Source organism: Janthinobacterium sp. GW823-FHT03B06 (assembly GCF_058796955.1).
The window spans coordinates 56,292-77,532 of record NZ_JBXAJE010000005.1 but is presented as its reverse complement, the minus strand read 5'-3'; the positions used below and the strand labels follow the sequence as shown (position 1 = coordinate 77,532).

Here is a 21,241-nt window from a genome sequence, read left to right as displayed (position 1 = left end):
GCTCAGGACTGATTCGTTTGCGGCTGCTGCGCGAGGATGGCGTCGAGCAAGCCGGGGAAACGGCTCTCGATATCGGCGCGGCGCAGGGTGTTCATGTGCGTCGTGCCCGCGTTTTCCGTGTAGACGAGGCCCGCTTCGCGCAAGACCTTGAAATGGTGGGAAACGGTCGATTTCGGCCGCCCGCCGTCGAGGTCGCCGCAAGCAGCCGCGTCGACTCTAGCCAGGTGGCGCACGATGTCGAGGCGGATCGAATCGCTCAAGGCGTAGAGCACGCGCTCGAGGACGAATTCGCTGGCGGGAGGATGTTTGTGTGGACGCATGTGCAGAATCATACAGCATGCGCTATACTAATTCCATTCTTCGAATATTTACGAACTACCGAATCAGCATCTCCCCATTTTCCTACCAACAAACACAAAGGCCACCATGTCCGCCCTCTTCCAGCCCTACACCCTCAAAAACGTCACCTTGCGCAACCGCATCGCCGTGCCGCCCATGTGCCAGTACATGGCCGTCGATGGCCAGGCCAACGACTGGCATCTGTCGCATTACGCGGGCATGGCCCGTGGCGGCGCCGGGCTGGTGATCGTCGAAGCGACGGCCGTGGCGCCCGAAGGCCGCATCACGCCCGGCTGCACGGGCATCTGGAACGATGACCTGGCGCAAGCCTTCGTGCCCGTCGTGAAAGCCATCAAGGCGGCCGGCTCCGTGCCCGGCATCCAGATCGCCCACGCGGGCCGCAAGGCCAGCGCCAACCGCCCATGGGAAGGCGACGACCACATTGCTGAAGGCGACGCGCGCGGCTGGCAAACCATCGCCCCGTCCGCCATCGCCTTCGGCGGCGGCCTGGGCAAGGTGCCGCGCGCCATGGACCTCGACGATATCGCCCGCGTGAAACAGAACTTCGTCGACGCGGCCATCCGCGCCCGCGAAGTGGGCTTCGAATGGCTGGAACTGCACTTCGCCCACGGCTACCTGGCACAAAGCTTCTTTTCCGCCCATTCGAACCAGCGCGACGACATCTATGGCGGCAGCGTGGAAAACCGCAGCCGCTTCCTGCTGGAAACCTTGAAAGCCGTGCGTGAAGTGTGGCCCGAGCACCTGCCGCTGACCATCCGTTTCGGCGTGCTGGAATTCGACGGCCGCGACGAGCAAACCCTGCTCGAATCAATCGGCCTCGTGCGCCAGTTCAAGGATGCGGGCATGGACATGATCAGCGTCAGCATGGGCTTTACCATTCCCGACGTGTCGATTCCGTGGGGCCCGGCCTTCATGGGACCGATTGCCGAGCGCGTGCGCACGGAGGCGGGCGTACCTGTCTCGTCCGCCTGGGGCTTCGGCACGCCGGCCATCGCCGAGCGCGTCGTCAAGGAAGAACAGCTGGACGTGGTGATGGTCGGCAAGGCGCACCTGGCCAATCCGCACTGGGCATACTTTGCCGCCAAAGAACTCGGCGTGGAACGCGCCTCGTGGACCTTGCCGGCACCGTACGCGCACTGGCTCGAGCGCTACTGATCGGTCTTGGGCTTTAACGTTGCCGGATGCCCCTCCAGGGGCAGTTCCGGCAGGAACAGCAGGAAGACCAGTCCCACCAGCAGCAGCACGGCGCCGGCGCCAAACACGCTGGCGATCGCATGGCGGTACACCTCGACCGTCTGCACCGCCGCCTGCGCGCCCAGCGCCGACACGGCTTCCACGCCATGCTTGTGCAGCTGGTGCGCGAGGATGGCGCCGGACGCCGTCACGCCGAGCAAGCCGCCCAGCGAACGGAAAAAGGCCAGCATGGCCGTGCCCACGCCGCGGCGCGCCAGGGGCAAGGCATTTTGCACGGCGATCGTCATGTTCGGCATCACCAGTCCCAGTCCCGTACCGAGCAGGAAGATGGCCGGCTCGATGATCCAGTAACCGCGCGACGTTTCCATGGCCCAGGCCAGCACGGCAAACGCCAGCAGCGCCACGGCCAGCCCCGCCACCTGTACCATCTTGTACTTGCCCGAGCGCGACAGCACCCGGCCGTTGAACATCGACGACGCCACCAGCCCCACCATCATCGCCACCGTCATCACGCCCGATTCGGCGGGACTCGTACCCATCACCAGCTGGAAGAACAGGGGGAAGAAGACGCTGGCGCCCATCAGACCCATGAAAGTCATGGCCATCACCAGGCTGGCGATATTGAAGGTGCGGTTCTCGAACAGGTCGGGCGGCAGCACGGGTTCGTCCACCCTGCTCACGTGGAAGGCCAGCCAGGCGCCCAGCAACAGGGCGACGCCGCCGCACACCTTGACGGCGAGAGAGTCCCACGGCCACTCCGTGCCGCCCAGCGCCAGCACCAGCAGGGCCGCCGTGACGGCGCCCGTCAGCAAGGCGGAACCCAGGTAATCGATCTTGTGCGCATGCGTGCGCGCCGGTTTGCGCATGGCGCGCGCGATGATGACAAAAGCGGCCGCACCGATGGGCAGGTTGACATAGAAAATCCAGTGCCACGACAAGGCATCCGTGATGACGCCGCCCAGCACGGGACCCAGCACGCTGGTGACGGCAAACACGATGGGCACCATGCCCTGCCGCTTGCCCCGTTCGGCCGGCGGCACGATGTCGCCGATGATGATTTGCGCCAGCGGCATGAAACCGCCCGCGCCGAGGCCCTGGATGGCGCGGAAAATGATCAATTCCGTCATGTTCTGCGCCAGCCCGCACAGCACGGAGCCGAGCAAAAAGGTCAGCAGCGCCGTGAAGATCATGGGGCGGCGGCCGTACTGGTCGGCCAGCTTGCCGTACAGGGGCATGGTGGCCGTCGACGCCAGCACATACGCTGTCACCACCCACGACAGATGCGCCATGCCGCCCAGATCGTCGACGATGCGCGGCAAGGCCGTGGCGACGATGCTCTGGTCCAGCGCACCCAGGCCCAGCACGGCCATCAGACCCAGGTAGATGGCGCGCACTTCGCGCTCGGTGACGGGTTTCGCTGCGCCTTTGTCTGCGCCTGCGGCGTGATCGTGGCCGCTCATGCTTGGCCGATCTCAAGCAGCGGCTGCATGGCGGCTTCCAGCGCATCGACCTGCTGCGGCGTCAGACGGGCGATGCGGCGCGCCAGCGCATCGCGGCGCCGCGCACGCAGGGCCTCGAGCATGGTCAAGCCTTGCGCCGACACCTGCAGGCCCGAACGCCGGCGGTCCTGCGGATCGGGCGCGCTGCGCTCGACCAGCCCCGCCTCTTCGAGCGACTTGACCTGCGCGCTGACGGTAGGCCCGCGCACATTCTGCAGCCGCGCCAGCGCGGCCACGCCGATGCCCGGTTGCTCGTGGATCAGCGCCAGCAGCATGTACTGCATCATCGACACATGGGCGTCCAGCTCGCCCCCTTCGCGCTGCATGGAGCGCAACAGGCGTTTGAACGCCACGCGCAAGTCATCGGACAGCGCCAGCGCGCGCTCGGGGATGGGAAGGTCTTCGGTAGAGGGCATGGGATCACATAAATAGGTAGGCTATCTACCTATATTAGACCGTGCATGAATGCCACGCAAGGCTTTTTTTCCGTCCTTGCCCCGTCCAGCCCTTCCCAAAACCGCCGTTGGCCGTCATAATAGCCGCCCTTGGGTCGTTAGCTCAGCTGGTAGAGCAGCGGACTTTTAATCCGTTGGTCGCAGGTTCGAATCCCGCACGGCCTACCAAGATTCAGCCGTCATCATGGCAAGCATGCTGATACGGCACAGCGTTACCGCAGTGCAGTTGTAAAAGTTTTTGGGTCGTTAGCTCAGCTGGTAGAGCAGCGGACTTTTAATCCGTTGGTCGCAGGTTCGAATCCCGCACGGCCTACCAAATACTTCAAAGAAGCCCACGAACCCAGTTCGTGGGCTTTTTCGTTTCCGCCGCATCTGCGCTAGCACACGACAGTCCTACATGCCCCCCCCTGGCATCTCAAGCCATATCAGACTTGGCGCCGCGTCGCCTTCTTGCCTGCAACCCAATCGCAACAATTCCGACAAGCAACATTCCATAGGTACTTGGCTCAGGAACGGGCGATACCAACGATCCATTCAAGACAATCTCACCAATGGAATACAGTGGGATACTATTATCTATATGTTTAAAGCCACTAATTGTTATCACATCCGTGGCAATTCCTTCCAGAACCGTTCCAGCAAAATTGAATCCATTATTACACAGGTGATTGCTGCATTTCGGCCCCCAGTTAGTCGCATTCATGTATAGCGACTTCTCGCCAAAACTGATTTTCGCACCCGACAAATTTCCGGCAGAGGCATTCCCCCCATACAACATACTATAGAAATTCATCTCATCAATAATACTTGCCCCTGACAAGTGCAAAGTAATTATCGGATCTTCATAACCATAAATAAACTGGGTACTCTCAACGCCGTTTGGGACGATTCCATCATTCAACGATCCTTTGCCGCCACTGTAATCATAAATCCAATCCCATGTGGGATGACCTCGCGTTATCGTTCCGTCGTAATTATTATTCCAGTGCCCTGCATCCTGTGCACGCCCGTTTTTTATATCATATGTGACAATTGTTTGAGCATTGACAGAAGCGCATGTCAGTCCCAGAAAAATCGCAGCAACTCTCAAAAAATTCATATTTCACACTTCCTTATATTTACATTAATAAATATATGCTAACTGAAACAAAACACACTATCAATTATGATTTCAATACTACCAATTTTTAAAAATACAACCTCATTTAATAGCTTCCACACAATCACTATCCTATCGCCACAGGAAAATACTTCACTGAGCTCAATTAAATACGATAATTTTCCAAAAAATATGAATTAACCAAATAAAAACCAAACCTGGATTGAGACTTACCCTCTCTCAAACGATCAAAAGACAGGCCGTCAAGCGCAAACATCAGAAGAGCACAAAATCAGGAAGGACGATGGATAGAGTCAAGTCCGGCATTCGCACACAACTTCAGCCTTGGCCGCCTCTATCAACAGCCAGTTGCGCTTTATCCAATACCGATATTTCCCGATTCATTGCCATCCCCATACCTCCCCGGCGTCACGCCCATCACCCGCTTGAACATGGCAATAAAGGCGCTCACCGTGTCGTAGCCCAGGTCCAGCGCAATCGTCGTGACGGGCTGGCCGGCGGCCAATCGTTCCAGCGCGCGCAGGATGCGGGCGCGCTGGCGCCAGGCGGAGGGCGTAAAGCCCGTCTCGATCGTGAATCGGCGCGCCAGGGTGCGCGGCGAGACGCCGGCCCAGGCGGCCAGTGCTTCCACGCCACGCTCGTCGGCCAGTTCGTCAAGCACGGCGCGCGCCACGCGCAGCAGGCGCGGGTCCGTGGGCAGGGGCAAGCCGAAGGATTCGTGCGGCGCGGCGGCGATCTCGTCGAGGATCACGCCCGCCACCCGGGCTTGCCGCGCGTCCAGTGCGCCCTCGTCCCAGGTGCCGGCGCGGCCCACCGCCTCGCGCAGCAAGCCCGAGACGCGCATCACGCACGGCGCGGCGGGCAAGCCGGCGCAGCTGGCCTCGTCCACATATACGCTCCAGCCCGCAAACGGGCCGTGCGAACGCAGCGCGTGGACGTGATGGGGCGGCACCCACACGCAGTGGCTGGCCGGCACCACCCAATGTCCGCTGTCGGCCGTAACGGAGAGCAAGCCCCGCATGGCGCCGAACAGCTGGCCGCTGGCATGGCGGTGCGCCGCCGTCACCCTTTCCTGCGGCTGGACAATGCGCATGGCGCGCAGCAACAGCGGCGATGCCGGAGAAATTGGCGGATTTGACGTATCGAATGACATAAACAAGGCAGGCAAGACAATCCGGCCATCATACAGTGAAGTCTTTCCAACCTTCAGGAGTTCACCATGCGTGCAGAAGACGTCTTACCGGATCAACAAAACCAGGGCCAGTTCAATGGCGTCACCGTGCGCAAGGGCACGGTGGGCGCTTTTCTCGCCAATGCCCGGCTGTGGCTGGACGACGGCAGCAGCAGCGACGACAAGGCCATCGCCGAGCGCGACATTGTGGACGCCTTGCCCGCCCTGCATGCGCTGGGACTGTTCGACATCCTGCAGGTGCGCGATGCGGCGCTGCGCGAACTGGTGGCCGTCGCGGCCGCGTGAGCGGGCTGACTCGTCCCCGGCGCGCATTTCCTCTATCATGCTGCTTTGCCCGCCTTCGCACCCGCCATGCCGTTTACCATTGCCGCCCCCGTCCACAGCGAACTGATCATCAAGAAAAGCCGTTTCATCGGTTGCGTGCAGCCGATGACCGACCGCGCCAGCGCGCAGCAGGTGGTCAATGACTTGAAGGCGCAGCATCCGGGCGCCTGCCATGTGTGCTGGGCGCTGCTGGCGGGCGGGCAATCGGCGGCCGTCGACGATGGCGAACCGAGCGGCACGGCCGGGCGGCCCATGCTCGACGTGCTGCGCCACCAGGACCTCGAAGGCGTGCTGGCGACTGTCGTGCGCTATTTTGGCGGCATCAAGCTCGGTGCGGGCGGCCTCGTGCGCGCCTACACGGACAGCGTGGCGCAAGCGTTATTGCAGGCGGAAAAGACGGCCATCGTGCGCCAGCGCACCCTGCGCTGCACGGTACCGTATGCGATGGAAGGCATGCTGCGCCGCGAACTCGATGGCGCCGGCGCCACCCTGTTGAACGTGGCGCATGGGGAAGACGTGCTGTTCGACTTCAGCCTGCCTGAAACGGCGGCCACCGCCCTGCTCGCCCATCTGCATGAGGCGGGCAATGGGCGGATAGCCTGGCTGAAGGCAGAAGCCGAAGAGGAAGAATAAACCCTACAGGTCGCCCGGCCGCTTGATCTGCAGCAAGATGAAATGCGTCCACGCCAGCGCCGGCAGCACCAGCAACAACAGCATCAGTCCGGCCGGCATGTCCGGCACGAAACGCACGAAGCAGGGAAGGAAGCCGGCGATGGCCAGCCAGAAGCGCCAGTTGAATGCATAGGCCTTGCGCGCCACTGTCGCCAGCGCGATGCGCCAGAATTCCAGCAAGGCCCACAGGCCGCCCGTCAGCAGCAGCGCGGCCAGCGCATTGGCGCCGGGGGCGTCGGTCCAGGTACGCACCAGGTTGTACAGCAGCAGAGGATAGCCGGCCGTGACGGCCAGGGTGGCCGGGCCGGCGGCGATGACAGCTTCAAACAGCTGCCCTTTGGAACGATGATCCACTAAACCGTGCTCCTCAAGCCACGACGCCCGAATGGGCGGCGATCACTTGCAGCGTGCCGGCCGCATCCTGCGCCCACACGCGCGTAAAACGGAAGTCGCCATGCGTTTCCACGTCGTGATACTTGCCCGTCAGCTGCATGCGCACGGAGACCACGGCCACGTTGCCGTTGATGCGCACATGGCGCTCGGACGCGCGCAAGTCTGTGATGGCCAGCAGGCGCTGCTCGTGCGCGGCCAGGTCCGCATGCTTGCTCAGCAGATGACCCAGGTGATTGGTAAACAGTAACTCGTCGGCCAGCAAGACATTCAGCGCGGCCACGTCGGACGCCATCATGGCAAGGCGCAAGCGCTCTTCCGCATCCAGCACTTGTACTTCCGTTAAAGCATTCATTTTTTTCCTTATTAAAATCACGCGCGCATATTAACAAACGGGAAAACCATGCTGGCACGAAATAGCCAATTTCACAATCATCCTGAAGGCTTATGCCTGTGGAGCATATTTATATAGCGTAATATTCGCAGCAGTATCGCGTAAAACACCCCCATAGTACTGTACAGTGCTTGCCCTTTCGCCCCAGGCTGGGGCAGCAATGACTTGTAGTAAAGTGCTCTCCGCAGTCTCGAATAAAACCAAGATAAGGCCCCTTCATGGCAATTAACATCATTCTGAACCTGCTCGTTGCGCTGATCGTCTTCGCCTTCATGTTCCACCAGCAACGCAAACACGCGACGTTCACCGTGCGCGTCTTCACGGGCCTGGGCCTGGGCGTGCTGCTGGGCGCGGCCGTGCAGTGGCTGTACGGCGCCGGTTCGCCCGTCATCGCGGGCACCAATGAATACATCGACATCGTGGGCAGCGGCTACGTCAAACTGCTGCAGATGATCATCATGCCGCTGATCATGGTCTCCATCATCTCCGCCATTTTAAAGCTCAAGGATGCGAGTTCCCTGGGCAAGATCAGCGCGCTGACCATCGGCACCCTGCTCATTACCACCACGATCGCTGCCGCGCTGGGCATTTTGATGGCCAAGCTGTTCGGCCTGACGGCAGTCGGCCTGACCTCGAGCGCGGCCGAAGTGGCGCGCGGCATGCAGCTGCAAGGCTCGCTGGAAACGGCGAAAGCCCTGTCGCTGCCGAAACTGCTGGTCAGCTTCGTGCCGACCAACCCCTTCCTCGACATGACGGGCGCGCGCAAGACGTCGACCATCGCCGTGGTCGTGTTCTCGATCTTCATCGGCATCTCGGCCACAGGCATCGCGGCGAAAAAGCCGGAAATTTTCGCGTCCTTCGAGCACTTCATGAAAGTGGCGCACGCCATCGTCATGCGCATGGTCACCCTGGTGCTGCGCCTGACGCCGTACGGCGTGTTCGCGCTGATGTTTGAAGTGGTGGCGTCGTCGAGCTACACGGACATCTTGAAATTGATCAACTTCGTCGTCGCCTCGTACAGCGCGCTGATATTGATGTTCCTCGTGCATCTGGCCATCATCGCCGGTGTGGGCTTGAACCCGCTGCGCTTCGTGAAAAAAGTCTTCCCCGTGCTGGCCTTCGCCTTTACCTCGCGCACCAGCGCCGGTTCCATCCCGATGAGCGTACAGACACAAACCCAGCGTCTGGGCACGCCGGAAGGCATCGCCAACTTCGCCGCCTCGTTCGGCTCGACCATCGGCCAGAATGGCTGCGCCGGCATCTATCCGGCCATGCTCGCCGTCATGATCGCCCCCACCGTCGGCGTCGATCCGTTCACCATCAGCTTCCTGCTGCCCTTGCTGGCCATCATCACCATCGGTTCCGTCGGCGTGGCCGGCGTGGGCGGCGGCGCCACGTTTGCCGCCCTGATCGTGCTGTCGGCGATGGACTTGCCCGTCGCGCTGGCCGGCTTGCTGATCTCCGTCGAACCGCTGATCGACATGGGCCGCACGGCCCTGAACGTGAGCGGCTCGATCACGGCCGGCACCGTCACCAGCAGGGTCATGGGCGAGACCGACCTGGCCGTCTACAACAGCGACGACGCGCCTGACTTGGACGAGGCGGAACACGCCGCCTAAAAGCCCATCGAGTTGCGCGCCGCGCCTTGCCGCTTTCGTCTATATTGGATCGCAATCAATACGGAGGAAGGCGCAAGGCGATGGAACAGAAATGGCCGCAGCAAATCTGGATCGTGCGTCACGGCCAAAGTGCCGGCAACGTGGCGCGCGATGCCGCCGAAGCGGAAAAACAGTTATTAATCGCCATCGCCGAGCGCGATGTCGACGTCCCCCTCTCCGAGCTTGGCGCGCGCCAGGCGCAAGCCCTCGGCGACTGGTTCGCCACCCTCCCCCCTGAACAACAACCGACCGTCGTGCTGTATTCGCCCTACGTGCGGGCCCAGCAGACGGCGCAAGCCGTGCTGGCGCGCATCGATGCCGACAGCTTGGGCGCCGTGGTGGCCGACGAGCGCCTGCGCGAAAAGGAATTCGGCATCCTCGACCGCCTGACCGTGCACGGCATCGCCAGCAAGTACCCGGAATTGCACGAACAGCGCCAGCACGTCGGCAAGTTTTATTTCCGCCCGCCGGGCGGCGAAAGCTGGTGCGACGTCATCCTGCGCCTGCGCAGCGTGCTCGACACCATCACCCGCGAATACCGGGGCGAACGGGTGCTGATCGTCGGCCACCAGGTCATCGTCAATTGCTTCCGCTACCTGCTCGAGCGCTGCGACGAGCACGCCATCCTGGCCATCGACAAGGCGGCCGACGTGCCCAATTGCGGCGTCACCTCGTATGCCTTCAATCCCGCCCTGGGCAGACACGGCAAGCTGCAGCTCGACCTGTGCAACTTCGTCGCGCCGCTGGAAGCGGCCGGCACACCCGTCACGGCACAGCCCGACATGCCGGCTGCGCCGAAATCCTGATCCTTCGGAGCTCATCCATGGACGCCACCGCCATCACCCCTTCCCTGCTGCGCTCCTGGCCCCTGCCCATGCCCCAGCCCGACGGCGACAAGGAAGTGCGCGGCCATCTGCTGATCGTCGCCGGCTCCGAGGAAATGCCGGGCGCCATTGTGCTGGCGGCCACGGCCGCCCTGCGCGCCGGCGCGGGCAAGCTGACCCTGGCGACGGGCGCGTCGGTGGCGGCGCAAGTGGCCGTCGCCATGCCCGAGGCGCGGGTCATCGGCCTGGACGAAACGGCGCAGGGCGGCTTCCGCCACGAGGCGCGCCACCAGCTGGCGCCGCTGGCCGGCAAGGTCGATGCCGTGCTCGTCGGGCCAGGCATGTGCGACACAGCCGCCAGTTGCGAGCTGATGCGCCACCTGCTGCCCCTGTTTGCCGGCAGCCGCCTGATCCTCGACGCCTGCGCCATGCAGGTCGTGCGCCAGCCGCCGCAGTTCCATTTTGAGCAGCCCGTGCTGCTGACGCCGCACGCGGGCGAGCTGGCCCAGCTGATGGGCCTGTCGAAAGACGCCGTGCTGGCCGACCCGCATGCCTGCGCCGTGGACGCGGCGCGGCGCTGGCACGCCATCGTCGCTCTGAAAGGTGCGCTGACCGTCATCGCCATGCCCGATGGCAGCACCTGGACGCATGCGGGCGGCAATATCGGCCTGGCCATTTCCGGTTCCGGCGACACCCTGGCCGGCATCATCACGGGCCTGGCCGCGCGCGGCGCACCGTTGGAGCAAGCGTGCGCCTGGGGCATCGCCCTGCATGCGCTGGCGGGCGAACAGCTGGCCTTGCGCTTCGGCATCCTCGGCTACCTGGCGCGCGAAATCCCGGCCGAGATTCCCGCCCTGCTGCGCAATCTGGCGGCATAAAAACAACAGCATAAGCATATCCAGAAAGAATCGTTAGCCTGGGCAACGGTCTCCCTTAAGCTCATTCAACTGTTTCCAGATGACTAAGTTTAAAGGACACCGCCTTGCATCCGCGCCATTCATACGCCTCCCCATCCATTCCCGCCACGCCGCTGCGTACCATCGTACTGGCCTGTGCCATGCTGGGCGCCGTGCCCGCGTGGGCCCAGACTGACGACACCGCCACCGGCGCCGCCACGCCAGCGAGCGCCAGCATCGACCAGGTCACCGTCGTCGGTTCGCGCGCGCGCAACCGCACCGTGTTCGACAGCAGCGTGCCCATCGACCGCTTCGGCGCGCGCGAAGTGAGCAATGCGCTGTCGACGGGCGACGTGGGCGCGGCCCTGCAAAACCTGTCGCCCTCGATCAACTTCCCACGCATCGAATCGAGCGGCGCGTCGGACTCCGTGCGCGGCATCCAGTTGCGGGGGCTGGCGCCCGACCAGGTGCTGGTGCTGATCAACGGCAAGCGCCGCCACACGAGCGCCGTGCTCGACACGGAAAGCAGCTTTGCCGGCACCGTGCCGGTCGACATCAACGCGATTCCGCCGAACGCCATCGACCACATCGAAATCCTGCGCGACGGCGCGGGCGCCCAGTACGGCAGCGACGCCGTGGCGGGCGTCATCAACATCGTGCTGAAAAAGGCGCGCACGGGCGGCGCCGCCTCCGTCAGCTACGGCGCCAACCACACGCATTTCGAGCCCACCGATCAAACCCTGACGGATGGCCAGACCGTCATCGTCAACGCCGAGTACGGCGTGCCGCTGGGCGAGGCGGGATTCTTCCGCTTCGGCGCGGAAACCCGGCGCCGCTCGCCCACGGAACGGGCCGGCCCCAGCGACGCCGGCTGGACGTCCTACAACTTCACGCCGGCCGACCAGGCGCTCGACGGCAAGGTGGTGTTCAAGTCGGGCGACTCGCGCCAGCGCAACAACTACCTGTTCTACAACACCCAGCTCACCCTGGCCAACGGCCTGGACCTGTACTCGTTTGCCACGCTCAACGAGCGCAAGTCCGACGGCAGCGCCTACTTCCGCTATCCGGGCGACCCGTCGAATGTACCGGCCCTGTATCCGAACGGCTACCGCCCCGTCACCAACGGCGACAAGCGCGACCTCAGCATCGTTGCCGGCGTGCGCGGCAGCGCGGGCGCGTGGAACTGGGACGCCAGCGCGCGCCACGGCAGCGACCGCTTTGACTACGGCGTAAGCCACTCCGTCAACGCTTCGCTGGGCGCGGCCAGCCCCACGCGTTTCAATCTGGCCGGTTTCGACTTCCGCCAGAATGCCTTGAATATCGATGCCACGCGCAGCATCGACATCGGCTTGCCCGCTCCGCTCAGCGTGGCCGTGGGCGCCGAGTGGATGCGCGAAACCTACACCAGCTCGGCCGGCGATGCTGCCTCGTATGCGGCCGGCAGCTTCACCGATGCGCCACCGGGCGCGCAGGCGGGACCGGGCCTGCGTCCATCGGACGCCTACGACGGCAGCCGGCAAATCCGCTCCGTGTATGCGGACGTGGAAAGCGACCTCACGCCGCGCCTGCTGGTGGGCGCCGCCGCCCGCTATTCCGACTACAGCGACTTCGGCAGCGCCAGCACGGGCAAGTTGTCCACGCGCTATAAAGTCACGGACAATTTTCTTGTGCGCGGCTCGCTGTCGAACAGCTTCCGCGCACCGGCCCTTGTGCAAACGGGTTTCCGCTTCGCCACCTTGAACTTCAACGCCGATGGCACGGCCCTGCAAACGGCGGCCCTGCTGCCGGCCAGCGACCCGCTGGCGCGCAACTTCGGTGCACAACAGCTGAAACCGGAAAAATCGACCAACGTCTCGCTGGGCATGGCCTGGAAACCGGCGGCCGCCACCAGCGTGACGGTGGACGCCTACGTGATCCGCATCCGCGACCGCATCACGCGTTCGAGCGACTTGCAAAGCGACGCCGTCACGGCCTACCTAGCCGCGAATGGCCGCGGCGATATCCAGTCCGTGGCCTACCTGGCCAACTTGCTCGACACGCGTACCAAAGGACTGGACGTGGTGCTGAACCACGATCTGGCCTTCACGTCAGGCAAGCTGAACCTGAACGCGGCGCTGAATCTGAACAAGACCAGTCTCGACAAGGTGCGCCAAAGTTCCGCTGCATTGAGCAGCATCGATCCGAGTCTGACCCTGCTGACGGAGACGAGTTTGTTCCGTATCAAACATGCGTCGCCCACCAGCAAAGTGATCCTCGGTGCCGACTGGCAGGCGGCAGGCTGGGGCGTACAGGCGCGCGTCACGCGCTTTGGCGAACTGAAAGATTTTTCCTACGACAGCGATGCGCCCCTGATCGACGGCATTCCCGCGCAGCGCTTCGGCGCCGTGTGGTCGCTGGACCTGGAAGGGCAATTGAAACTGAGCAAGCAACTGACGGTGAGCGTGGGCGGCAACAACATCCTCGACCGCTATCCGCAGCGCGTGCGGGAAACGAACAACGCCACGTATGGCGGCGCCCTGCCCTACAATTTCATCAACCCCATCGGCGTCAATGGCGCCTACTTTTACGCTAAATTAAGCTACACGTTCTGACACGGACAAGGATAAATCATGATCATCAAACGAATCTCCCATCTCGTCGCCGGTGCCTGCCTGAGCGCCCTCCTGTTGTCCAGTGCCCAGGCTGCCGCGCCGCTGGTGCTGATGACGGACTTCGGCACGGCCGACGGCGCCGTGTCCGCCATGCATGGTGTCGCCTATGGCGTCGATCCCCAGCTCACCATTTCGGACCTGACCCACCAGATTCCCGACTACGACATCTGGCTGGGCGCCTACCGTTTGTACCAGACGGCCAATTACTGGCCGCAAGGCACGGTGTTTGTTTCCGTCATCGACCCGGGCGTGGGCACGGCGCGCAAGTCGGTGGTGCTGAAAACCAAGAGCGGACGCTACTTCGTGGGTCCGGACAACGGCCTGTTCACCCTGATCGCCGAGCGCGACGGCGTGGCCGAACTGCGTGAAATCGATGAAAAGGTCAACCGCCTGGCGGGCTCCGCCGAGTCCTACACTTTCCATGGCCGCGACGTGTACGCGTACGTGGGCGCGCGCCTGGCCTCGGGCGCCATCACCTACGAACAGGTGGGCCCGTCATTGCCCAGCGCATCCGTGGTCAAGATCGCGTATCAAAAACCCGTGCGCGACGGCAATACCATCCGCGGTATCGTGCCCGTGCTCGATGTGAAATATGGCAATGTCTGGACGAATATCCCGAAATCGCTGCTCGACGAATTGCAGGTGAAACTGCACGATCCGCTGCAAGTACGCATCCTGCACAAGGGCAAGCAAGTGGCCAAGGTAATCGCGCCGTTCGAGCACACGTTTGGCGGCGTCGCCAAAGGCAAGCCGCTGGTTTACCTGAACAGCCTGCTCGACGTGGCCGTGGCCATCAGCCAGGGCGACTTCGCCGCCAAACACCACGTCGCGTCAGGCGTGGATTGGGAAGTGGAAGTGAGCAAGGCCCCTGCCGTCAAATAAAGCCCTCGCCCGCGGCCGGGACGTCCTGTCCTGGCCCTTTCTTGCCCATTCACGTGGCGCGTTTGCGCCATATCAAAACGGATCGCCGATCCTGCTGCCGATAGCCGTTGATTTGTAAATCCGGTGAACCTGCGCGCACCTGCCCACTCTAATTTTTTGCAAGCGATGCCAGCCTTGCTACGACGGCCTGCCCGCACCGTGGCAGGCAGTTGGCAAGGTATGACTACCCACGACAGCTTTCCAACGAGAAAGGAACAATCATGACGGCCCCACTCCCTAGCACCAGCAAGCTTGTCCTCGGCACCGCCATCGTCTGCGCGCTGCTGGGCGGCTGCAACAAGCATAACGAAACCACGACCGCCCCGGCCACGCCAGCTACGCCCGCCACCACGCCCGGCACGGGCGGCAGCGGCACCTCGGGCACCAGCGGCACCACCACGCCGGACACCACCACGCCCGCCACCCCATCCGTTGCACCGGGTACGACCACCAATCCCGACGGCACGACCACGCCGCCGACCACTCCGCCCAACACGACGCCGGGTACCGGCACGGGCACCGGTAACGGGACGGGTACAGGGACCGGAACTGGCACAGGGGGCGGGACGGGCACAGGGACCGGCACCACCCCACCACGCGGCAGCTAAATACCGCCTGCGCTCCGCCCCGACGGCCGGCCGGGCTGCAAGCCCGTAGCAGAATACGCAACAAAGAGCCTTCCGATGAAGGCTCTTTTTATTGCAGAGCGCAATATCTCGCAGCCACCGCGCGTCAGTGGGCCGGAACCGCCTTGCCAGCCGCCCGAGCGCTCAGCGCCTGGTGGTCCGCCGCCAGGAACAGATACATGGCGGGCACCACGAACAGGGTAAACAAGGTGCCAATGGACAGGCCCGTGAAAATCACCAGCCCCATCGCGTGGCGCCCGGCCGCGCCAGCGCCCGAAGCGATCACCAGGGGCAGCACGCCAAACACCATGGCCGCCGTCGTCATCAGGATGGGGCGCAGGCGCACGGCGGCCGCCTCCTCGACGGCCTGGCGCTTGCTCTTGCCTGTCTTTTGCAGCTGATTGGCCACTTCCACGATCAGGATGCCATGCTTGCTGATCAGGCCCATCAGGGTCACCAGGCCCACCTCCGTGTAGATGTTGATCGATGCAAAGCCGAGGAAGATGAACATGGTGGCGCCAAACAGGGCCAGCGGCACGGAAACGAGGATCACGACGGGGTCGCGGAAACTCTCGAACTGCGCCGCCAGCGCCAGGAAGACGATCACCACGGCAAACAGCATGGTGACGACAAAACCGCCCGATTCCTGCACGAACTGGCGCGACTGCCCCGCATAATCAGCCGTGTAGCCGCTGGGCGCCACCTGGGCCAGCGTGTCGCGCATGAAGCCCAGCACCTCGCCCTGCGAGGCGCCGGACACGCCGGCAAGCGTCACGGAATTGAGTTGCTGGAAGCGGTTGATCGACTCGGGAACGACGTCGTACTGGATATGCGCGACGGTACTGGCCGGTATCATCGTGCCGCTGGGCGTCTTGATGTGGAAATCCAGTACTGCCGACGGGTTCAGGCGGTCCACCTGCAGCACCTGCGGGATCACTTTATACGAACGCCCGGCGATGGAAAAGTAATTGACGTAGTTGCCGCCCAGAGCAGCGCCCAGCGCCTGCCCCACATCCTGCTGCGTCATGCCGAGCGCGGCGACACTATCGCGGTCGATCACGACGGTCGCTTGCGGCTTGTCGATTTTCAAGTCCGTATCGATGAAATAGAACTTGCCCGATGAACGCGCCTTCTCCAGCACCTGCTGCGCAATGGTGTCGAGATTTTCAAACGGCTCCGTGGTAGAGATAACGAACTGCACGGGCAAGCCCGAAGAGCCCGGCAAGGCGGGAAACTGGAAGGCGGCCACGCGGGCGCCGGCGATCTTGTTCCAGCCCGCCTGCAAGTCTTGCTGCACTTCCTTGGCGCTGCGCGTGCGCTCGTTCCACGGCGTCATCAGCATGCCGCCAAAACCCGAGTTGACCGTCGGCACGCCCGTGATCTGGAACATCTGGCTGTATTCGGGCATGGCCTTGGCCACCTGGTAGATTTGCTCCGCATACACTTGCATCTGGTCCGACGTGGCCGTCGGGTCGCCCACCACCTGCGACAGCACGACGCCCTGGTCTTCCTCGGGAGCCAGCTCGGACTGCGACATCTTGAACATCAGCCCCAACACCACCATCAATAGCGCCGCCATGACGATGAGCACCACCCAGGTGTCGAGCAGCGCATGCAGCAGGCGCTGGTACGTGTCGTGCACCTTGCCGAAGACGCGGTCGATGGCTTGCACGAAGCGGCCGCTATCCTGTTCCGGACGGAAAAAGCGCGAACACATCATGGGCGACAGGGTCAGGGCCACGATGCCTGACACCGCCACGGCGCCGGCCAGGGTGAAGGCGAATTCCGTAAACAGCGCACCCGTCAGGCCCCCCTGGAAACCGATGGGCACGTACACGGCGATGAGCACCACCGTCATGGCCAGAATCGGACTGCCCAGTTCGCGCGCCGCCAGCAGGCTCGCTTCCAGCGGCGGCTGGCCCTGCTTCATGTGGCGGTCCACGTTTTCCACCACGATGATGGCGTCGTCGACCACCAGGCCGATGGCCAGCACGATGGCCAGCAAGGTCAGCAAGTTGATGGAATAGCCGAGCGCCAGCATGGCCGTAAACGTGCCGATCAGCGATAGCGGCATGGCAATCACGGGCACGATCACGGCCCGCAGGCTGCCCAGGAACAGATAGATGACGATGGTGACGATCAGCAGCGCCTCGACCAGGGTCTTGATGACCTCCCTGATGGAGGTATTGATGAAGAACGTCGAGTCGTACACGATCTCCCCCGTCAGCCCGGCCGGCAGCTGGGACTGGATATCGGGAAAGCTGGCGCGCACGCGCTTGGCCACGTCGAGGATATTGGCTTCCGGCGCCACCTTGATGCCGATGAAGACGGAACGCACGCCGCTGAAGGCCACGTTGAAATCATAGTTTTCCGAACCCAGCACGACGGTGGCCAGGTCTTCCAGCCGCACGATGGAGTCGCCGCTGCGCTTGACGACGAGCTTCCTGAATTCCTCGACCGAATGCAGGTCCGTGCCCGCCGTCAGGGGAACGGTCACCATCTGCCCCTTGCTGGACCCGAGCGCGGCCAGATAATTGTTATTGCCCAGGGCAGTGCTGACCTCGGCCGCCGTCACGCCGAACGCGGCCATCTTGTCCGCATCGAGCCAGGCGCGCAGCGCGAACAGGCGTGCGCCCAGCAGTTCCGCCGTCTGCACGCCGCTGATGGAATCGAGCTTGGGCTTGACCACGCGGCTCAGGTAATCCGTCACATTATTCGTCGGCAAGGTCTTGCTGTAAAAGCCCAGGTACATCGCGTCCGTCGTCTGCCCCATCTGCACCGTCAGCACGGGCGTCTGCGCCTGGGCGGGCAGCTGGTTCTTCACGGAACTGACCTGGGTGTTAATTTCCGTCAAAGCCCGGTTCGCGTCGTAATTGAGGCGCAGGGTGGCCGTGATGGTGGACACGCCGCTGCTGCTCGACGAGGACAGGTAATCGATGCCCTGCGCCTGGGCGATGGCCGATTCCAGCGGCTGCGTGATGAAACCGGCCACCGTCTGCGCGTCGGCGCCGTAATAGGTGGTCGAGATCGTCACGACGGCGTTCTGCGTCTTCGGATACTGGTTGATGGGCAGGCTGAACAGGGAGCGCAAGCCCAGCACCACCAGCAGCAGGCTCACCACCATCGCCAGCACGGGCCGGCGGATAAAGAGATCGGTGAAGTTCATGGCGGCGCCTCAATGTTCTTGCGGCGTGGGCTGCGGATTATTGCGCGGCTCGACGACGTTGCTGATCACCACGGGACTACCGTTCTTGAGCTTGATCTGCCCGCTGGTGACGACTTGCTGCCCCTCGGTGAGCCCGGTCAGCACGGCCACCTGGTCGCCGCGCGTTTCGCCCGTCGTGACGAACACTTGCCGCACCACCAGCTCGCCCGCCTTCGGCGGTGGGGCGGCGGGAGCGGCGCTGCCCGGCGCGGCGGCCTTGGGCGCCTGCTGCGCCGGCTGCACGACGAAGACGGTGGAACCATACGGGTTGTAGGTGATCGCCGTCTGCGGCAAAGTCAGGTACTGTTTCTTTTCTCCCACCTCCACCTTGACGTTGGCAAACATGCCCGGCAACAACTGCCGCTGGGGATTGGCCACCGTGGCCTCCACCTGCACATTGCGCGTGGCCGGGTCGACCTTGGAACTGATGGCGCTGACCTTGCCCGCAAACGCCGTGTTCGCATGCGCATCGCTGGACAGGTTCAGCACCTGTCCCACCTGCAGCCCGCCCAGCTGCTTTTGCGGAATATAAAAGTCCACATAGATGGGATCGATGGTTTGCAAGGTGACGATCTTGTCGCCGGGATTCAAATACTGGCCCGGGTTGACCGTGGTGATGCCGAGCTTGCCCGCGAACGGCGCGCGGATGGTTTTCTTGTCCACCAGCGCCGCCTGCTGGGCCGCCAGCGCCTTGCGGCTTTTCAGGTCGGCCACGTCGTTGTCGACCTGCGCCTGGCTGATCGCCTGCACGGCAAATTGCTGGCGGTCGCGCGCCAGCACGGATGCGGCCAGTTCAGCCGCCGCCTCCAGGGCGCGCAGCTGCGCCAGGTCGGCGTCCGCATTCAGCTGCAGCAGCACTTGCCCCGCCTTCACTTCCTGGCCGGACTTGAAATGGATGGACCTGACGAGACCGGCGATTTCGCTCGTCACGTCGACGCCGCGCACGGCCACCAGGGTGCCCACGGATGCCAGGTGCGGCTGCCACTCGACCTTGCGGATGACGGTCGCCGACACCGTTTCCGGCGCGGGCTTGGGCGAACTGGCCATGAGCTGGCGGATGTGCAGGAAAAATCCCAGCGCCAGCAGGGCAATCAACAGCACCACCGCCCCCAGCATGATGAGCATGCGTTTCGTGCGTTTCGTCATGGATACGCTCCTTGTTGTTGCTTGCGGCTGCCATTGCGCGTGTCGTGTTGCAAGACCTTGCCTTGCCAGCCCGTCAGTCTGCCGCCATGGAAACGGCCTGCAACGCAGGACGGTTCCACCAGCCGCCGCCCAGCGCCTGGAACAGCGCGGCACTATCGGCATAGCGGGCCGCCTGCGCCTGCACCAGCCCCACCCTGGCCTGCTGGTAGGTGCGCTGGGCGTCCAGCAGGCTCAGGTAGCTGATGGCGCCCAGCTTGAATTGCTGCGTACTCAGCGCCAGCGATTCGCTGGCCAGCGCCTCCACCTCGGCTTGCTGCTGCAAGGCGGCGGCATCGGCCTCGAGGGCGCGCAAGCTGTCCGCCACATTCTGGAAGGCGGCCAGCACGGTGGCGCGGTAATCGGCCGCCGCGCCCTCGTAGGCGGCGATGGCGGCACGCCGCTGGGCGCGCAATGCGCCCCCACTGAAAATAGGCTGGGCCAGCCCGGCCGCCACGCCCCACACGGCAGAACCGGCGTGCAGCAGCGCGGGAACGCTGGTGGCCAGCGCGCCGGCATTGCCCGTCAGGGTGAACTGGGGATACATGGCTGCCGTGGCGACGCCGATCTGCGCGCTGGCTTGCTGCAGCAGCGCTTCGCTGGCGCGGATGTCGGGACGCTGACGCACCAGGGCCGACGGCAGGGAGACGGGCAAGTCCTGCGGCAGGTGCAGCGACGCCAGGTCGAATTCAGGCATGCCGGGCTCGCTGGGCAAGCGACCCGCATACACGGACAGCTGGTGGCGCGTCAGGGCCAGCGCCTTTTCCAGCGGCGGCACGCTGGCCCGCGTCTGCGCCACCGTGTTGCGCTGGACCAGCACCGTAGCGCGGCCGATGGCGCCGAAGCGCAATTGCTGCTCGATCAGGTCCAGCTGCTTTTGCTGCGCGTCGAGTATTTCTCCGGTGGCCTGCAGCTGGGCGCGCAACGACGCTTCGCGGATGGCCGCCGTCACCAGGTTGGCCGTCAGGGCCAGGTACACGGCTTCGAGCTGATACTGCCGATAGTCGACCAGCGCTTGCAAGCCCTCCAGCTGGCGCTTGTTGCCGCCGAATACATCCAGCGCATACGACACATTCACCGAGGCATTGTACAAATTGAGGACGCCGCCTGCCCCTTCCAGGCTGCTGTTTTTTTCGCGGCTGACGCCCAGCCGGGCGCCCACTTCGGGATACAGCAGGCGGCCGGACAGGGTGCGGTAGTTTTCATCGGCCTGGCGCAGGGCCGCCTGGGCCGACGCCAGGCCCGGACTGCGCGCGAGGGCGCCGCGCACGAGCTGGTCCAGCGCCGGCGACTGGAACAGCGACCACCATTGCGCGGGAATATCCTGGCCCGGCACGAAGCGCTGCGCCTGGCCGGCGGGACCAGGGGCGGCCACGGTGTGCGCCGGCAACGGTGCCGGCGTGTAGCGGTCGCCGCCGGGGGCGGCGGGAGGCCGGAAGTCCGGCCCGACGGCGCAAGCGGCCAGCAGGCATGCCATGAGGATGCCGAGTATGGGCTGCCGGATGCTGAAGAACATGGTGCTGGTCCGTTACGTTGCCGTGCCACATTGCCGTTGAAAAATATCGCAAAAGTATCGCGATACCAGGCTGGCGATCCTGCCCACCCGTCCTACGATTGTAGAGCACCGGACGTAAAAAGAGCCTTCCGAAGAAGGCTCTTTGACCTGGCACAAGGATTG

General features: G+C 63.7%; 19 protein-coding genes and 2 tRNA genes. 11 read left to right on the top strand and 10 right to left on the bottom strand.

The window, feature by feature from the left end; genetic code table 11:
• Window positions 1–2: 2 nt before the first annotated feature.
• A complete protein-coding gene (locus AC1RBA_RS17710) occupies window positions 3–320 on the bottom strand; it encodes an ArsR/SmtB family transcription factor (protein ID WP_070224713.1) in 318 nt (105 codons plus the stop codon).
• A 106-nt stretch (window positions 321–426) separates the two neighbouring features.
• On the opposite strand from AC1RBA_RS17710, the gene AC1RBA_RS17705 reads away from it, so the two are divergent.
• Entirely contained in the window at window positions 427–1,515 is a 1,089-nt protein-coding gene (locus AC1RBA_RS17705) for an NADH:flavin oxidoreductase/NADH oxidase (protein WP_121668824.1), read from the top strand.
• On the opposite strand, the gene AC1RBA_RS17700 is transcribed toward AC1RBA_RS17705, so the two are convergent.
• A complete protein-coding gene (locus AC1RBA_RS17700) occupies window positions 1,509–3,014 on the bottom strand; it encodes an MDR family MFS transporter (RefSeq protein ID WP_492419368.1) in 1,506 nt (501 codons plus the stop codon). The two genes, AC1RBA_RS17705 and AC1RBA_RS17700, sit on opposite strands and share 7 nt — an antisense overlap.
• Window positions 3,011–3,469: a MarR family winged helix-turn-helix transcriptional regulator gene (locus AC1RBA_RS17695; protein ID WP_492419366.1), complete on the bottom strand. Its 459-nt coding sequence runs from the start codon at window positions 3,467–3,469 to the stop codon at window positions 3,011–3,013. The genes AC1RBA_RS17700 and AC1RBA_RS17695 overlap by 4 nt, the downstream gene beginning before the upstream one ends.
• 131 nt (window positions 3,470–3,600) lie before the next feature.
• Between AC1RBA_RS17695 and AC1RBA_RS17690 the strand changes: the two genes are divergently transcribed.
• Both AC1RBA_RS17690 and AC1RBA_RS17685 read left to right on the top strand, forming a co-directional pair.
• Window positions 3,601–3,676: transfer RNA gene (locus AC1RBA_RS17690), tRNA-Lys, on the top strand.
• A 72-nt stretch (window positions 3,677–3,748) separates the two neighbouring features.
• A tRNA-Lys gene (locus AC1RBA_RS17685) sits at window positions 3,749–3,824 on the top strand.
• Between the two features lie 99 nt (window positions 3,825–3,923).
• On the opposite strand, the gene AC1RBA_RS17680 is transcribed toward AC1RBA_RS17685, so the two are convergent.
• Together AC1RBA_RS17680 and AC1RBA_RS17675 are read right to left on the bottom strand one after the other, a co-directional pair.
• On the bottom strand, window positions 3,924–4,607 hold the full coding sequence (locus AC1RBA_RS17680; RefSeq protein WP_492419364.1) for a PEP-CTERM sorting domain-containing protein: 684 nt from the start codon (window positions 4,605–4,607) through the stop codon (window positions 3,924–3,926).
• 376 nt (window positions 4,608–4,983) lie between these two features.
• A complete protein-coding gene (locus AC1RBA_RS17675; protein ID WP_492419362.1) occupies window positions 4,984–5,721 on the bottom strand; it encodes an AraC family transcriptional regulator in 738 nt (245 codons plus the stop codon).
• Between the two features lie 126 nt (window positions 5,722–5,847).
• On the opposite strand from AC1RBA_RS17675, the gene AC1RBA_RS17670 reads away from it, so the two are divergent.
• Together AC1RBA_RS17670 and AC1RBA_RS17665 are read left to right on the top strand one after the other, a co-directional pair.
• Window positions 5,848–6,105 (top strand): hypothetical protein, encoded by a 258-nt coding sequence (locus AC1RBA_RS17670; protein ID WP_492419360.1) that lies wholly within the window; start codon window positions 5,848–5,850, stop codon window positions 6,103–6,105.
• A 66-nt stretch (window positions 6,106–6,171) separates the two neighbouring features.
• Window positions 6,172–6,777, top strand: a complete 606-nt coding sequence (locus AC1RBA_RS17665; RefSeq protein ID WP_070290668.1) for an IMPACT family protein — start codon at window positions 6,172–6,174, stop codon at window positions 6,775–6,777.
• A gap of 3 nt (window positions 6,778–6,780) precedes the next feature.
• Here AC1RBA_RS17665 and AC1RBA_RS17660 read toward each other — a convergent pair whose 3' ends face one another.
• The gene (locus tag AC1RBA_RS17660; RefSeq protein WP_492419358.1) at window positions 6,781–7,170 is read right to left on the bottom strand and encodes a hypothetical protein; all 390 of its coding nucleotides are present in this window, start codon (window positions 7,168–7,170) and stop codon (window positions 6,781–6,783) included.
• A 13-nt stretch (window positions 7,171–7,183) separates the two neighbouring features.
• Complete coding sequence (locus tag AC1RBA_RS17655) at window positions 7,184–7,561, bottom strand: nuclear transport factor 2 family protein (protein ID WP_492419356.1); 378 nt, start codon at window positions 7,559–7,561, stop codon at window positions 7,184–7,186.
• Between the two features lie 257 nt (window positions 7,562–7,818).
• On the opposite strand from AC1RBA_RS17655, the gene AC1RBA_RS17650 reads away from it, so the two are divergent.
• From AC1RBA_RS17650 to AC1RBA_RS17625, 6 genes are all read left to right on the top strand, one after another.
• Window positions 7,819–9,219 carry an L-cystine transporter gene (locus tag AC1RBA_RS17650; RefSeq protein WP_492419354.1) on the top strand — a complete coding sequence of 467 codons (1,401 nt, stop codon included), beginning with the start codon at window positions 7,819–7,821 and terminating at the stop codon, window positions 9,217–9,219.
• Window positions 9,220–9,299: 80 nt separating this feature from the next.
• On the top strand, window positions 9,300–10,064 hold the full coding sequence (locus tag AC1RBA_RS17645; protein ID WP_070224694.1) for a histidine phosphatase family protein: 765 nt from the start codon (window positions 9,300–9,302) through the stop codon (window positions 10,062–10,064).
• A gap of 17 nt (window positions 10,065–10,081) precedes the next feature.
• Window positions 10,082–10,960 carry an NAD(P)H-hydrate dehydratase gene (locus tag AC1RBA_RS17640; protein ID WP_492419352.1) on the top strand — a complete coding sequence of 293 codons (879 nt, stop codon included), beginning with the start codon at window positions 10,082–10,084 and terminating at the stop codon, window positions 10,958–10,960.
• Window positions 10,961–11,064: 104 nt separating this feature from the next.
• Complete coding sequence (locus AC1RBA_RS17635) at window positions 11,065–13,569, top strand: TonB-dependent receptor plug domain-containing protein (RefSeq protein ID WP_492419350.1); 2,505 nt, start codon at window positions 11,065–11,067, stop codon at window positions 13,567–13,569.
• Window positions 13,570–13,587: 18 nt separating this feature from the next.
• Window positions 13,588–14,511 (top strand): SAM hydrolase/SAM-dependent halogenase family protein, encoded by a 924-nt coding sequence (locus AC1RBA_RS17630; RefSeq protein WP_492419348.1) that lies wholly within the window; start codon window positions 13,588–13,590, stop codon window positions 14,509–14,511.
• A 260-nt stretch (window positions 14,512–14,771) separates the two neighbouring features.
• Complete coding sequence (locus tag AC1RBA_RS17625; protein WP_492419346.1) at window positions 14,772–15,158, top strand: hypothetical protein; 387 nt, start codon at window positions 14,772–14,774, stop codon at window positions 15,156–15,158.
• A 124-nt stretch (window positions 15,159–15,282) separates the two neighbouring features.
• Here the strand turns inward: AC1RBA_RS17625 and AC1RBA_RS17620 are convergent, their stop codons facing one another.
• The 3 genes from AC1RBA_RS17620 to AC1RBA_RS17610 all read right to left on the bottom strand — a co-directional run bounded on the left by AC1RBA_RS17620 (window position 15,283) and on the right by AC1RBA_RS17610 (window position 21,079).
• Window positions 15,283–18,342 (bottom strand): efflux RND transporter permease subunit, encoded by a 3,060-nt coding sequence (locus tag AC1RBA_RS17620; protein WP_492419344.1) that lies wholly within the window; start codon window positions 18,340–18,342, stop codon window positions 15,283–15,285.
• Window positions 18,343–18,351: 9 nt separating this feature from the next.
• Complete coding sequence (locus AC1RBA_RS17615; RefSeq protein WP_121668815.1) at window positions 18,352–19,527, bottom strand: efflux RND transporter periplasmic adaptor subunit; 1,176 nt, start codon at window positions 19,525–19,527, stop codon at window positions 18,352–18,354.
• A 73-nt stretch (window positions 19,528–19,600) separates the two neighbouring features.
• Window positions 19,601–21,079, bottom strand: coding sequence for an efflux transporter outer membrane subunit (locus tag AC1RBA_RS17610; protein ID WP_492419342.1), 1,479 nt, complete (start codon window positions 21,077–21,079; stop codon window positions 19,601–19,603).
• Between the last annotated feature and the right edge of the window lie 162 nt (window positions 21,080–21,241).

What these genes read in the sequence shown, in the direction of transcription:
- AC1RBA_RS17645 (WP_070224694.1), top strand. Translation starts at nt 9,300, where the DNA reads ATGGAACAGAAATGGCCGCAGCAAATCTGGATCGTGCGTCACGGCCAA.
- AC1RBA_RS17655 (WP_492419356.1), bottom strand. Translation starts at nt 7,561, where the DNA reads ATGAATGCTTTAACGGAAGTACAAGTGCTGGATGCGGAAGAGCGCTTG.
- AC1RBA_RS17675 (WP_492419362.1), bottom strand. Translation starts at nt 5,721, where the DNA reads ATGCGCATTGTCCAGCCGCAGGAAAGGGTGACGGCGGCGCACCGCCAT.
- AC1RBA_RS17615 (WP_121668815.1), bottom strand. Translation starts at nt 19,527, where the DNA reads ATGACGAAACGCACGAAACGCATGCTCATCATGCTGGGGGCGGTGGTG.
- AC1RBA_RS17620 (WP_492419344.1), bottom strand. Translation starts at nt 18,342, where the DNA reads ATGAACTTCACCGATCTCTTTATCCGCCGGCCCGTGCTGGCGATGGTG.
- AC1RBA_RS17640 (WP_492419352.1), top strand. Translation starts at nt 10,082, where the DNA reads ATGGACGCCACCGCCATCACCCCTTCCCTGCTGCGCTCCTGGCCCCTG.
- AC1RBA_RS17630 (WP_492419348.1), top strand. Translation starts at nt 13,588, where the DNA reads ATGATCATCAAACGAATCTCCCATCTCGTCGCCGGTGCCTGCCTGAGC.
- AC1RBA_RS17695 (WP_492419366.1), bottom strand. Translation starts at nt 3,469, where the DNA reads ATGCCCTCTACCGAAGACCTTCCCATCCCCGAGCGCGCGCTGGCGCTG.
- AC1RBA_RS17700 (WP_492419368.1), bottom strand. Translation starts at nt 3,014, where the DNA reads ATGAGCGGCCACGATCACGCCGCAGGCGCAGACAAAGGCGCAGCGAAA.
- AC1RBA_RS17610 (WP_492419342.1), bottom strand. Translation starts at nt 21,079, where the DNA reads ATGTTCTTCAGCATCCGGCAGCCCATACTCGGCATCCTCATGGCATGC.
- AC1RBA_RS17705 (WP_121668824.1), top strand. Translation starts at nt 427, where the DNA reads ATGTCCGCCCTCTTCCAGCCCTACACCCTCAAAAACGTCACCTTGCGC.
- AC1RBA_RS17650 (WP_492419354.1), top strand. Translation starts at nt 7,819, where the DNA reads ATGGCAATTAACATCATTCTGAACCTGCTCGTTGCGCTGATCGTCTTC.
- AC1RBA_RS17680 (WP_492419364.1), bottom strand. Translation starts at nt 4,607, where the DNA reads ATGAATTTTTTGAGAGTTGCTGCGATTTTTCTGGGACTGACATGCGCT.
- AC1RBA_RS17710 (WP_070224713.1), bottom strand. Translation starts at nt 320, where the DNA reads ATGCGTCCACACAAACATCCTCCCGCCAGCGAATTCGTCCTCGAGCGC.
- AC1RBA_RS17670 (WP_492419360.1), top strand. Translation starts at nt 5,848, where the DNA reads ATGCGTGCAGAAGACGTCTTACCGGATCAACAAAACCAGGGCCAGTTC.
- AC1RBA_RS17665 (WP_070290668.1), top strand. Translation starts at nt 6,172, where the DNA reads ATGCCGTTTACCATTGCCGCCCCCGTCCACAGCGAACTGATCATCAAG.
- AC1RBA_RS17625 (WP_492419346.1), top strand. Translation starts at nt 14,772, where the DNA reads ATGACGGCCCCACTCCCTAGCACCAGCAAGCTTGTCCTCGGCACCGCC.